The organism is Candidatus Chlorohelix allophototropha (genome assembly GCF_030389965.1).
In the GTDB taxonomy this organism is placed as follows: Bacteria; Chloroflexota; Chloroflexia; order Chloroheliales; family Chloroheliaceae; genus Chlorohelix; species Chlorohelix allophototropha.
On the sequence record NZ_CP128400.1, the window covers coordinates 2,140,604 to 2,154,259 of the forward strand.

At 53.7% G+C, this 13,656-nt stretch carries 10 protein-coding genes; 9 read left to right on the forward strand and 1 reads right to left on the reverse strand.

Annotation, left to right across the window (positions count from 1 at the left end):
- Positions 1-126 precede the first annotated feature (126 nt).
- From OZ401_RS21825 to OZ401_RS21860, 8 genes are all read left to right on the forward strand, one after another.
- Positions 127-903: a ParA family protein gene (locus OZ401_RS21825; RefSeq protein ID WP_341470646.1), complete on the forward strand. Its 777-nt coding sequence runs from the start codon at positions 127-129 to the stop codon at positions 901-903.
- Positions 881-1,741, forward strand: coding sequence for a ParB/RepB/Spo0J family partition protein (locus OZ401_RS21830; RefSeq protein ID WP_341470647.1), 861 nt, complete (start codon positions 881-883; stop codon positions 1,739-1,741). The genes OZ401_RS21825 and OZ401_RS21830 overlap by 23 nt, the downstream gene beginning before the upstream one ends.
- Before the next feature lie 10 nt (positions 1,742-1,751).
- Entirely contained in the window at positions 1,752-3,293 is a 1,542-nt protein-coding gene (locus OZ401_RS21835) for an ABC transporter substrate-binding protein (protein ID WP_341470648.1), read from the forward strand.
- A 131-nt stretch (positions 3,294-3,424) separates the two neighbouring features.
- The gene (locus OZ401_RS21840; RefSeq protein ID WP_341470649.1) at positions 3,425-5,221 is read left to right on the forward strand and encodes an SUMF1/EgtB/PvdO family nonheme iron enzyme; all 1,797 of its coding nucleotides are present in this window, start codon (positions 3,425-3,427) and stop codon (positions 5,219-5,221) included.
- A gap of 144 nt (positions 5,222-5,365) precedes the next feature.
- Positions 5,366-6,751: an SUMF1/EgtB/PvdO family nonheme iron enzyme gene (locus tag OZ401_RS21845; RefSeq protein WP_341470650.1), complete on the forward strand. Its 1,386-nt coding sequence runs from the start codon at positions 5,366-5,368 to the stop codon at positions 6,749-6,751.
- A 118-nt stretch (positions 6,752-6,869) separates the two neighbouring features.
- Positions 6,870-7,871, forward strand: coding sequence for a WD40 repeat domain-containing protein (locus OZ401_RS21850; protein ID WP_341470651.1), 1,002 nt, complete (start codon positions 6,870-6,872; stop codon positions 7,869-7,871).
- Between the two features lie 147 nt (positions 7,872-8,018).
- Positions 8,019-9,575 (forward strand): acyl-CoA carboxylase subunit beta, encoded by a 1,557-nt coding sequence (locus OZ401_RS21855; protein WP_342399008.1) that lies wholly within the window; start codon positions 8,019-8,021, stop codon positions 9,573-9,575.
- Positions 9,576-9,798: 223 nt separating this feature from the next.
- Positions 9,799-10,308 (forward strand): hypothetical protein, encoded by a 510-nt coding sequence (locus tag OZ401_RS21860; RefSeq protein WP_341470652.1) that lies wholly within the window; start codon positions 9,799-9,801, stop codon positions 10,306-10,308.
- 149 nt (positions 10,309-10,457) lie between these two features.
- Here OZ401_RS21860 and OZ401_RS21865 read toward each other — a convergent pair whose 3' ends face one another.
- Positions 10,458-11,729 carry a glycosyltransferase gene (locus OZ401_RS21865; protein WP_341470653.1) on the reverse strand — a complete coding sequence of 424 codons (1,272 nt, stop codon included), beginning with the start codon at positions 11,727-11,729 and terminating at the stop codon, positions 10,458-10,460.
- 380 nt (positions 11,730-12,109) lie between these two features.
- Between OZ401_RS21865 and OZ401_RS21870 the strand changes: the two genes are divergently transcribed.
- A complete protein-coding gene (locus OZ401_RS21870; protein ID WP_341470654.1) occupies positions 12,110-13,537 on the forward strand; it encodes an SUMF1/EgtB/PvdO family nonheme iron enzyme in 1,428 nt (475 codons plus the stop codon).
- Positions 13,538-13,656: the final 119 nt, after the last annotated feature.

Consider the following 13,656-nt stretch of genomic DNA (forward strand, 5'->3'; position numbering starts at 1 on the left):
CCCGCATAGTAACGAGAGTAAAACTCCCTCACCCTGCCTTGCGCCCTAAAAACGCTAGCCCAAAAGCCACACAGATATGATAGAATAAATCTGCATACTAATAGGTAAAAGAAAGGTGTGATAAAAATGGCTGACCGGAAGCCGGTTATAATTGCCATCTCACAGAATAAGGGCGGTACTGCCAAAACCACCACCACCATCAATTTGGGCGCGGCGTTGACTAAGCTAGGCAAGCGCGTGCTGTTGATCGACCTCGACCCGCAAGCGAACCTGAGCAGCGGTGTGGGTATCGACCCGCACGAATTGGAACACTCGATGTACCATGTGTTTACCGATCGCAATATCGCCTTGGGAGATGTGACCTACGAAGTGGATGGGCTGTTGGTTGCGCCCGCGCATATCTCGATGGTAACGCTGGAAATGGAACTGGTCAGTCGGCATGGGCGCGAATGGCTGCTAAAGCGCAAGCTCGAAGTTTTGCAAGAACAGTTCGATTATGTGCTGATAGATTGCCCTCCTAGCCTCGGCTTGGTGGTCACCAACGCCCTAGCCGCTTGCGATTACGTGCTGGTTCCGGTGCAAACGCAAGCTTACGCCCTCTACGGTGTGCCGCAATTGATGGAAATGATCAACGTCATTCGCGAAGATTTGAACCCCCATCTGGAAGTGTTGGGCGTGTTGCTCACCTTCACCAACCGCACTCGCTTGAGCCGCGAAATAGAGGAAGAAGTAAAGAATTACTTCAAAGAGCAGGTGTTTAATACCCCCATCCGACAGAACATCAAAATCGCCGAAGCGCCCCTCTCAGGACGTAGCGTTATATATTATGCACCCGAAGCCGCCGAAGACTACATCAATCTGGCGCAGGAGGTAGAAGAACGTGTCAACCGAAAAGCCCGATAAAGCCCCCTTAAAACGACGCTTGGTAAAGGAAAGCCCCTTTGCGCGACTGACCCAACGCACTCAGGACGTGGGCGAAGAAGCGATGAAAGAGGCGCGTCTGCTTGACCTAACGCGGGTGCGCCCGAACCCCAACAACCCGCGCCGCAATCGCAGCGAACAGGGCATGCGCGAGCTTATTGAGGATGTTAAAGCGCGTGGCATCTTGCAACCGCCGATTGTGCGCCCCATCGGCGATGAGTACGAAATCGTGGTGGGTGAGCGGCGTTATCTGGCGGCACAAGCAGCAGGGCTGACTCAGATTCCGGCGATTGTGCGCGAGCTAAACGATGCCGAGGCGCGTATCATTTCGCTGGTCGAGAATATCCAGCGCGAAGATTTGAGCTTTGAAGACGAGGCGCGTTATTTCGAAGTGTTGAGCAAGGAATACGGCTATAGCATCCGTCAGACCGCCGAACTGGTCAACAAGAGCAAAAGCTATGTTGAGGCGCGTTTGCTGCTACTGAAAAATCCGCACATTCTGGCGCAAGTGCAAAGCGAGCGTTTGGGTTTGCACGAGGCGACTTTGCTGGCGCGTATGGGTATGGGCGCAAACGAGATGGGCGAGGGCGTTGCTCAGACCGTCCGCGAAAAGGACAGAGCGGTGGAAAGTGTCCGCGAAAAGGACAATTACCGCAACTTCCCGTTGGTACAACCCATCCGCCGCCTGACCGATTTTATCAGGAATACGCGCAGCAAAATTGAGAACGCTCCTTCGGACGAGCGTCACGCGCTGATAAAGGCGATTAACGAACTGGAAGAAGAAATTCAGGTCATTAAGTACCGTCTTGACGAAATGTAAAACGTGAAACATGCGCCCTACGGGAACGGGAACACGTCCTCGTATCGTTAAAACCGGGCGCATCGGAATGCGCCCCTACATAGGTATTTTTCAAATGAAATCTGGCAAGGGTTTTTCAAAAAGGCTTTTTTACAATAATCTGATACGGGTGGTGGTGCTGCTGCTTACTCTAACGCTGTTTCTATCGGCGTGCAGCGAGAACACGAACCAAAATATGACCACTGTTCAAATTGGACTGGAAAATGTCGGCACACCCGCGCCGGGCGCAACCGATGCGGCGAGCGGGGCTAATCGCGGGATAGCCGACAAGCCACTCGGTCGCATTATCGTTAGCGTGTGGACGGGGGGTTGGAAGGGCAATTTCGATAATGAAAAAGCCCTCGCCAGTGTTATTGACGAGTACCGCAAGCTGTACCCGTTGGTGACATTTGAGTGGCGCGATTGGGGCAACGATTTGTCCGCCAAGCTGGAGCAGGCGTGGAAAGGTACGCTCGATAAGGGTATCACAACGCCCGATTTGGTTCTGGTTAGTCCCACCGACCTTTACCAGTACGCCGCTTCCGGCTATCTGGAGGCGTTCAACGACTACTCCGAGTTCACCTCACGCCGCGCCGATTTTGTGCCTGCCGCGCTCGATACTTGCAAGGTGGCTACCGTTTATTACTGTATGCCGTGGCTTGCCGAGACGCGTTTGACCCTTATCAACAAGCGTTTGTGGTCGCTGGCGGGGCTGGATGCGGCAAAACTCCCCCGCACTTTTGACGATTGGGATGCGATTATGCCCACGATAGTCAAGAAAACGCCCGATGAGGTTCGCGCCGTTTGGCTCAAGCCCGACCCCCTCACCGATTTTTTGCTGGAAGATTTGCCGCTATTTCAGGGTGAAGGCTCAAGTCGCACGCCCGCTTTCAATAACCCGGTAACGCAGGCGCGTTGGCTTAACTATCAGAGCAATCTCAAGAGTGGGGCTTTGATGCGCGAGGCGTTGGACGGCAATTCGCAGGACGCGCTCAATCGCTTTATTGGCGGTACGCTGGCGGTGTGGATGGATGGAGGCGATTCGCTGGCGGCTCTCAAGGGTATTAGCGCGTCGAATTACAGCCAGAATACATTGGTAACGCTCAATCCCGTTTCCAAGCCGGGCATCGTGCCGTATCAGAGCAAGGGGGTTTGGGTCGTGCCAAAGAGCGCGAAGAATAAGAGTCGGGCGGTGGATTTCGCGGGCTTTCTCTCCAACGACCAGAATCAGCTAAATTTCGCCCGCATTATGTCGCCTTTTACGGCTGTGCCTACCGTTCAAAAGGCGCTCTCCGACCCGTTCATCACCGATACCGCCGATTTGCTGGCTCAGGCGCGTTCTCTTACCGCTTCGGCTCTTTCCAATGCCAAGCCCCCCGAAAAGCTGCTACCCTACCCGCTTTCCGCCGATAATCGCGCCAAACTGCTCACCGCTCTAACCGATGCACAGCGCAAAATCTGGAGCGGCACAACCCCCCCCGCGCAAGCTCTTTTCGAAGCCGATAAAATCTGGGCGGAGGTTCTGAAGCAATAGCCCGGTAAGATGCAAGCATAGAGGCGCATTCCGATGCGCCCGCGTTTTATTCAAAGTAGCGAATTACCGCCCGTTTGGGTATAATTAAACCACAGTTGCGATACAGATAAACTTTATGCCGGAGAATATTGATGCCAGAGCAGATTACCAATATGCGGGTGTTTCTCTCCTCGCCGGGCGATGTCAATGAAGAACGCAAAATGGCGCTGGAAGTGCTAGAACGGCTGATACACCGCCCCTCTTTGCGAGAAAAAGTGAGTTTTCGTCCGGTGGCGTGGGATAAGCCGGGCGCAGGTACGCCGATGCTTGCCAGCATATCTCCGCAGGAAGCGATTAACGCAGGCTTGCCCATGCCCTCCCAATGCGATATTGTGGTGGTAATTCTGTGGTCGCGCATGGGTACGCCTTTCCAATATGAAGGCGTGGATTACCACTCCGGTACTCATTACGAACTGATGGACGCGCTGAGCAACCCTCAAACCACAACTATCATCTACCGCCGTACTGAGAAAAAGCTATTCGATGCGGACGATGATGAAGGCATCACCCAGTACAAGAAGGTGCAAAACTTTTTCAAGAGCGATTTGTTCTATGACCCTGCCAACGGGCGCATCCGGCGCGGCGTGAACAACTACGCGCACCCTGCTGAGTTCAAAGAGAAGTTCGAGACCGATCTGGAAGCAATAGTAATACGCCTGTTAGTGAGTCACACTCCCTCGCTCGTACCTGCTGTAGCCTCACCTAGTGGAGCGGAACCTACCGAGAAGGAGAGATTGCAAAAACAGCTAGTTGTAACTAAACGCAGACTGGCGGTGCTGGAGGAACAGTACGTTGGCTTCGGAAGCCTCCATGCCCCAGTTCATCTGATAATTCAGCTTGAAGATACGCGCGAGGAAATTGCCGATCTGGAAAAGCGGTTGCAGACTGCTCAGTCTGTATCTGCTATTCCAACTCCGCCCGTTTCATCACCCACCCCTGCGCCTGTTGTAACTCCATCCCAACCCGTTATAAAAATAGCCGAACCAAAACCCATCACGCCCGATAGCGAGCGCGAAATGATACTGCGGGAAATAGCTGACCCGTTTACGAGCCACACCCACCGCATGCAAATCGGCGACAGGTTGAGCGAAATCGGCGACACCCGGCGCGGGGTGGGCGTGCGTGATGACGGACTGCCCGACATCGCATGGCTGGCAGTGCATCCGGGCGGTAAACTGGAGATTGAGAAACAGACCTTTGAGATACAACCCTTCTATATCGCCCAATACCAAGTAACCTTTGCTCAGTATGAGGCCTTTGTGCAAGCAAAGGACGGCTACTACAGCGCGGAGTGGTGGCAGGGCTTCCCAAAAGAATACCAACCGCAAGAGCTGAACGAGCAATGTCAAAAAGGTTCAAGCAACCCACGCGATAACATATCATGGTATCGGGCGGTAGCGTTTGGGCGGTGGCTGAATCGACGCATGCGGGGCTGGCAATTGCCCAATCCGCGCGGGACTGGCAACCCTTTAATTTTCGGGAATAACGCGCAGGTGCGCTTGCCTACGGAATGGGAATGGCAGTGGGCGGCGCAAGGGGGCGACGAGAAGCGACAATACCCGTGGGGCGCGTGGCAGGAGGGTTACGCCAATACTTCTGAGGCGTGTTTGAAGCGGGCGGTGGCGGTGGGCATGTACCGGCAGAGGGCGGCGGCATGCGGGGCAATGGACATGAGCGGGAACGTATGGGAGTGGTGCCAAAACAAATGGGAAAAGCTAGGGGAAGTATTGGCGGATGGGAGCGGGAACAGTCGAGTGGTGCGGGGCGGGTCTTTCGGCGGCGGTCGAGCCGGTGCGTTCTGTGCGTACCGCGCCAACAGCAGCCCGGGCGGCGGGGGTAGCAGTTTTGGCTTTCGGTTGGTGGTGTCGTCCCCTATCGCGGGTCTTTGAAATCTGGACCAAACGCCGGGCGTATTCAAATACGCCCCTACTACATATCCGAACCAACAATCAGGCAAGTAGCATTACCCCGCCCGATTGGGTATAATTAAACCACAGTTGCGATACAGATAAACTTTATGCCGGAGCGCAAACATGCCCAACGTACCCCCCAAACTGAAAGTGTTTTTGTGTCACTCGTCTGGGGATAAAGAGGCGGTACGCGCCCTATACCAACGCCTCAAAGCCGAAAGCTGGCTTCATCCTTGGCTGGACGAGGAGGAATTGCTGCCCGGACAGACTTGGCGCGATGAAATCGAGAAGGCAGTAGAACAGAGCCATATAATTTTGGTGTGCCTTTCGCCCGCTTCGATTGACAAAGAGGGCTACGTGCAGCGCGAAATCAAGGTGGCGTTGACCTACGCGGATTATATGTCGGAAAGCCGGATATTTATCATCCCGCTCAAATTGACCGAATGTGAGATACCGCGCCGATTGCGAGAATGGCAGTGGGTGAATTACTACGATGAGCGCGGACATGAGCGTTTGATAAAATCGCTGCAAGCACGCGCCGAGCAGGTGGGCGTACTAAATAATAACGGCAAGCCTGTTGCCACTTCGCCCGTTATAAAAATAGCAGAGCCAAAACCCACCACGCCCGAAAGCGAACGGGAAATGATGCTGCGGGAAATCGCCGATATAAATACGAGCCACACCCGCCGTCAGCAAATCGGCGACACCCGGCGCGGGGTGGGCGTGCGCGAAGACGGACTTCCCGACATAGCGTGGCTACCCGTTGCGCCGGGCGGTACTCTGATAATTAAGATTCAACAAGGACTCTTTGATATAAAGGACTGTAATTTTGAGGTGCAACCCTTCTATATAGCCCAATACCAAGTAACCTATGCGCAGTATCAAGCGTTTGTGAAAGCTAAAGATGGCTACAAGAACCGAGAGTGGTGGCAAGGTTTCCCAAAGCGCTATGAGCGGCAACCGCTACAAGAGCAGCGCACCAAAATATTAAGTAACCCACGCGATACTATTTCGTGGTTTCAGGCGGTGGCGTTTGGGCGGTGGCTGAACAAGCGCATGCAGGGCTGGAAATTTCCAAATCCGGGCGGGGCTGGTAACCCATTAATCATCGGGAATAACATGCAAATGCGTTTGCCAACAGAATGGGAATGGCAGTGGGCAGCGCAAGCGGGCGAGGAAAAGCGACAATACCCGTGGGGTACGTGGGCTAATACAAGGGAAGCGAATTTACGGCGAACCACAGCGGTGGGCATGTACCCGCAGGGGGCGGCAGTATGTGGGGCAATGGATATGAGCGGGAACGTGTTGGAGTGGTGTCAGAACAAGTACGGTAAGCTGGAGGTATTGGGTGTGGACGTGAGCGGGGAAGATCGGACACTGCGGGGCGGTTCTTGCGACAACGATCGAGGTCGTGCGTCCTGCATGTACCGCAGCCGTGGCTATCCGAGCGGCGGCGGTGCCTATATCGGGTTTCGGTTGGTGGTGTCGTTCCCTATCGCGGGTCTTTGAACTCTGAACCAAACGCCGGGCGTATTCAAATTCGCTCCTACGGGAAACGGGTTCTGTGGGAGAGGGCTATTGCCCTAGATAAGTTGTGGCTACATCACGCTAAAGAAAGGAACGTTTTATGAAGAGACTTAGCCTATACCTACTTACCGTATTAGCCTTATTGGTTCCTACATTGCTGACAGCTTGTGGCGAGACTACCACCAGTGCGGGCGCGGCAACGGTAATAAACCCTAGTAATGCAGCCTCAGTTAGTTTGCTGAGCACTCTCACTGGTCATTCTGACGGTGTCTATTCGGTAGCATTCAGCCCGGATGGGAAGACTCTCGTCAGTGGGAGTGGGAGTTCGGATAAAAGCATCAAACTGTGGGACATGGCAACGGGCAAGGAAGTGCGCACCCTTACTGGTGGTTCCTCACCGGTAGCATTCAGTCCGGACGGCAAAACCCTTGCCAGTGGGAGTTGGGATTACAGCATCAAGTTGTGGGACATAGCAACGGGCAAGCTACTTAACACCATCACCGGGCATTCTCAGCCTGTTACATCGGTAGCATTCAGCCCGGACGGCAAGACCCTTGCCAGCGGGAGTGATGATAACAGCATCAAACTGTGGGACAGCGCAACGGGCAAGCTACTCAACACCCTCAGCGGGCATTCGTACTGGGTCGACTCGGTAGCATTCAGTCCGGACGGCAAGACCCTTGCCAGCGGGAGTGAGGATGGCTTCATCAAGCTGTGGGACATGGCAACGGGCAAGCTACTTAACACCCTCGGCGATAAATCTGGTGGTGTCAGATCGGTAGCATTCAGTCCGGACGGGAAGAACCTCGCCAGCGGTAAGGGGTGGGATATCAAACTGTGGGACATGGCAACGGGCAAGGAAGTGCGCACTCTCCCCAATGGTTACATTGTCACATCGGTAGCATTCAGCCCGGACGGGAAGAGCCTCGCCAACGGGAGTGATGATAAAAGCATCAAGCTGTGGGACAGCGCAACGGGCAAACTACTCAACACCATCAGCGGGCATTCTAGGCCTGTCGAATCGGTAACATTCAGTCCGGATGGGAAGAGCTTCGCCAGCGGGGGTGAGGATGGCTTCATCAAGCTGTGGGGAATGGGCTAGACTTCTACCATATTAAACCCCTTCTATGACGTTCGGCGCATTCCGATGCGCTCGGTTTTACTCCAATCTAAGTTGACACCTGTGCGCTTCTGCATCACAATTAGAAGGCTGAAAATCAATCTTACCTGAACAAGGACGTGAGGAAAAGTGAGCCACGATACCAACATACCCACCGATAATGTGCTGGAAGAAGCCCTGCGTGAACGTACCGCCCGCGCTCGTTCCGGCGGACTCAAGAAGTATCGCGAGAAGTTGCCCGAACAGAAGAAAATCTTTGTGCGCGAACGGCTCAAGCTGTTGCTGGATGCCGATTCTTTCGTGGAAGACCGCTTGCTGGCAAATTGGGACAAGCACGATTTGGCGGCAGATGGCGTAATAATCGGCTTCGGCAAAATCGAAGGACGCAAGGTAGCGTTGATGGCGAACGACCCCACCGTGAAAGCCGGAAGTTGGGGCTGGAAAACCGTTGCCAAGATTCTGCACATTCAGGAGAAGGCGCAAGAATACGAGATACCGATGCTTTATCTGGTGGATAGCGCAGGGGCGCGTATCACCGACCAAGTGCTGATGTTCCCCGGTGAGCGTCACGCCGGAAAGATTTTCTATAACGAGGTGAAGATGAGCGGAGTTGTGCCGCAAATCTGCCTATTGTTCGGACCGAGCGCGGCGGGTGGCGCATATATCCCCGCTTTCTGCGACATCGTGATCATGGTGGACGGCAACGCCAGCATGTATCTCGGCTCACCGCGCATGGCGGAAATGGTCATCGGTGAGAAGGTGACATTGGAGGAGATGGGCGGGGCGCGAATGCACTGCACCGAAAGCGGTTGCGGCGATATGTTGGTGAAAAATGAGGAAGAAGCGATAGCCGCCGCTCGCCGTTACCTGAGCTATTTCCCCCCCAATTGGCAGCAAAAACCCCCTCTAATAGAAGCTAAAGAAGCCACGCCCGGCAAGCCCATCAGCGCGATTGTACCCTCGAACCAGAACAAAGCCTTTAACATGATGGATGTTATCAATCGCCTGATAGACGAGGGCAGTTTCTTTGAGATGAAGCGACTGTTCGCCCGCGAGTTGATAACCGGATTTGCCCGTATCGGTGGACGCGCCGTTGGGATACTGGCGAACCAGAGTCGCGAGAAGGGCGGCGTGCTGTTCGTGGATTCCGCCGACAAAGCCGCACGTTTTATCTGGCTGTGCAACGCTTTCAACATTCCGCTGCTGTTCCTCTCGGACGTGCCGGGCTTTATGATCGGCAGCAAGGTCGAGCGGCAGGGCATCATCCGGCATGGCGCGAAAATGATTGCCGCCGTTTCGGAAGCGACTGTGCCGAAAATCTGCGTGGTAATTCGCAAATCCTACGGCGCGGGCTTGTACGCTATGTGCGGTCCCGCCTTTGAACCGGATTGCACCATTGCGCTGCCCACCGCCCAAATTGCGGTGATGGGTCCCGAAGCAGCCGTGAACGCGGTTTATTTAAACCAGATTATGGAATTGCCGGAAGAGCAGCGGGACGATTTTGTGCAAAGTAAGCGCGAGGCGTACCGCAAGGACATTGATATATTCCACCTTGCCAGCGAAATGCTTGTGGATACGATAATTTCGGGCGACGATTTGCGCGCGGAATTATTGCGCCGCTACGACCTTTACGCCGATAAAAACGTGGAGTTTACGCGCCGCCGCAACCCCGTCTATCCGGTGTAAGTGGCGAATAATTGTAACAATTCAGCCAGATAGAAAATAGATCTATGTAACTAAAGGAATCCGAGCGGGGTTCTCAGGGGTGCAACCCCTTGTGCGGGGTGGCATACCCCATACGGGGCACAGGTGGGTGTCCCCTTGAACTCACCCTCTCTCTTGAGGGGTTAGGGGGTGAATGGTTACGAATAATTTTAGCAGATAAACTTGAGTGCGCCGGAGAATTTGTATGTCTGATTATAGAAATGCAGAAAACACTTTTCAATTGCCGCCCAATATGGTTCTCAGTTTCGAGGTGAACGCTGCTCAGGCTAATTTGATGGACTGGAATAGCAACCAGTTCGTCTTTTTTACCGCCGGGCATGGCATAATTCGCCCTGAGCAAGTTTATGCCGTGGCGGGGCTAATCGTGGAGGTAGCCGGGCTGGATAATTACATAAAATCTCTCACGGGTGGCTCAGAACACCGCCAGTATTTGCACTTGCTGGCGGTTTGTTTTGAAAACGCGCAGGGGCAAGTTACTATCTATGTGCGGCTGCTGCACGACAAAAAGGTTAAGCCGGTGATGAGCAAACAACAGCTTCAGGCGGCGCTTCAGCCAAATGTCGCAAGGTACGGCAATCCGGTTACGGTGGATGTTACGCTAGATTCGGAAAATATGAGTTCTGATAAATTTGCCCCCATGAACAACCTTACCCATTACGGCGTAAAAACCTTGATAGGCTGGCTCGATCGCTAACTTTGCCGAGAGAGAAGGCGGATAGGGACATATCCCCCAAGATAGAGGGGTTGGGGTGCAACGGAATGCGCCTCTAAGAAAATCGGTAAAGCGGCTCGCGCGTGCCTTAAAAAGCTGCGAACCGCTATTATGATTCAGAGGTAGCATGCTCAAGCGGGCGTTTTTTGCGCCACGCAATTGCTGATGATTTGAGCTGCCGCTTCTGCGCCGTTCTCGCCCTGTATCTTCATGCCCAATTCCTTTGCGGCATCTTTTATCTCTTTAGTTAGCGCGAAACTGATTGCCTCGGCTAATTTCTCGGCGGTGAGCTTTTTCCTCGGTATGGGCTTTGCGCCTACACCCAGTTCAAAAACACGCCGCCCCCACGCAAATTGGTCGTTGCCGGAAGGAATTAATACGCTCGGCACGCCTGCCCACAAACCGGCGGCGGTAGTGCCCGCCCCCCCATGATGCACCACTGCTGCCATGCGCGGGAATAACCACGAGTGCGGGACGCTTTCGAGTATAAATATCTCCGGTGGTATATCCGCAAGGTTGGACAAGCCGCTCCAACCGGTTGCCAGAATCCCGCGCTGCCCGCTAAGTTTCAACGCTTTGATGACCAACGCGGTGGTTTGCGCTGCTAAAGCCGGGTCGCCGATGCTGCCAAAGCCCACATATACCGGCGGTGCGCCTTTCTCCAAAAAATTCAGCAAGGCGGGGGAAGGCTTCCAAGCTGCCTCCTCCTCTAAAAACCAGTAGCCCGTGTTATAAACATGCTCTGACCAGTCGTTTGGGCGTGGGAAAACAAAGTTGCTGCAAGAAACTATTGTCGGTAAACTCTGCGTGTTTTGCTTGTCGAAGGGCGAGGTAAAATTCTCAGGCGCGTGACCAAATTCCTGCTTCCAGTATTGTTTGACAGGCGAACTGGAAGCGAACCACATAATCTTCCCAAATATCTTGTGCGTGGCAAGGTTAAAAGTTTTGCCCAAACGCGGGGTGTTGTAGAAAATCAGGGCGGGATAATCTCTGGTGGGAGTCATGGGAAAAGGCGTAGCAAGAATCGCGGGGATTTTAAGCCGCTGCGCGATAAAATACCCGATTGCTGCGCCCGGATGGTAAACAACCGCGTCTGCGCCGACACAAGCGTTGAAAAAATCCTTTTGCAAATCAAATACAAGCGCTTTAAGTTTGTTAAAGCTGAATAAAACCTTGAGCGGATTGTCCGCTTTCATCGCCGCAATCGAGCTATCGGTGGTGGTCACTTTGGAAACATCGCCCTTGATGGGATAAAATTCCAGCCCATGCTCTTTAACAAAAGATTCGTAGTTCTCAAAGGCGGCAACCCGCACCTGATGTCCTGCCTTTTGCAACGCCAGCCCAAGCGCAATATAGGGTTGCGTATCGCCGCGCGTGCCGGTGGTCAAAATCGAAATTAACATTCAACACCTACCAAATAATTAATAAATATAGCTCATTCGGGGCATAAGGCGGCGCACTCTAATACACTGGCGTTTCTGGTACTCATCCCCGCATAATATAACTTACTTACGTGTAAGTTAATATCATTTAAATTATGCGCTGTCAAGAGGTTTCTATGAAAAAAACCATTTCGGTTCGGTTTGAGGCGTTCTGATTGGCTTTGTGCGAGGCGAATAAGGACATATCCCCGCCATTGGGATTAAGGTTCGGATTGGGGTTGTATGGGAGAGGGCTATTGCCCTTGCTACGCCCGTGTTTTTGTTGTAGCAAAACCCCGCCCGTTTGGGTATAATTAAACTGTAGTTGCGTTAGAGCTAAACCCTACACCGGAGCGCAAACAATGCCCGACCCCGCCAAACTAAAAGTCTTTCTGTGCCACTCCTCCGGGGATAAGCCCATAGTGCGCGAATTGTACCAGCGCCTTAAAGCCGAAAACTGGATTGAACCATGGTTGGACGAAGAAGAATTATATCCGGGACAGCCGTGGCAGTACGCCATTGAGAAGGCATTGGAAGAAAGCCACATCATTTTGGTGTGTCTTACGCCCGAATCGGTGGCAAAAATCGGCTATGTACAGGCAGAGATAGAAACCGCGCTATTCTATGCCAAATATATGCCGGAAGGGTTGAGCAACATCATCCCCTTGAAACTGGCGGAGTGCGAAATCCCGCGAAGGTTGAGTCGGTGGCAAGCGGCGAGGTTCTACGATGAGCGTGGGCGCGAAATGCTGTTGAAAGGGTTGCGCCTCCATGCTAAGAATTTCGGCATTGTACTACCCGAACCGCCCGTTGCCTCACCTCCTATTCAAAAGCCGCCCGTCCCGCCCGTAATAAAAGCGGTAGAGCCAAAACTTGCGCCTGCGCCCGCCCCGTCCAAAACCGAAGCGGAACGGTTGCTCGATGAAATCGCCGCGCCCAACACGACTCACAAACGCCGCATGGAAATCGGGGATAGGTTGAGTGAAATCGGCGACCCTCGTAAGGGTGTAAGTGTGCGCGAGGATGGAATCCCGGACATAGCGTGGCTGGCGGTTGCGCCGGGTGGCAAGCTGAAGATTGAGAAACAGACCTTTGAAGTGCAACCCTTCTACATAGCGCAATACCAAGTAACCTTTGCCCAATATGAAGCCTTTGTGAAAGCAACGGACGGCTACCAGAACCGCGAGTGGTGGCAGGGCTTCCCGCAAGAGTACCAGCCGCAAGAGTTGAGGGAGCAAAGGCAGAAAGGCTTGAACATACCGCGAGATAATATGTCGTGGTATCAAGCGGTGGCGTTTGGGCGGTGGCTGAACAAGCGCATGCAGGGTTGGCAATTGCCCAATCCGGGCGGAGGGAATAGCCCCTTGGTGGTGGGGCAGAACGCGCAAGTGCGTTTGCCGCTGGAATGGGAATGGCAATGGGCGGCGCAAGGGGGCAACCAACAACGAGCATACCCGTGGGGCGCGTGGCAAGAGGGCTACGCTAATACTAATGAAGCGGACTTGGCACGCACAACGGCGGTGGGGATGTACCCGCAGGGGGCGGCGGCATGCGGGGCGCTAGACATGAGTGGGAATGTATGGGAGTGGTGTCAGAACGAGTACCAGAAGCCTTCGGAAGTGGCGGTGGACGAGAGCAATGCCTATAGAGTTCTGCGGGGCGGGTCTTTCTACTACGATCGAGATGATGCGTCCTGTGCGTACCGCCTCTTCAACTTTCCTTACAAAGGTAACTTTTATCGCGGTCTTCGGGTGGTGTTGTGTGCCCCTATGCGTCCCTCTGAACTCTGAATTAAAGGCAGGGCGTATTCAAATACGCCACTAAGGGAATCGGTATTTGTGTGGGAGAGGGTTTTACCCTCGATTATCGAGAGCAATAGCTCTCTCCCACAAGATGCCCGGTTTTAACC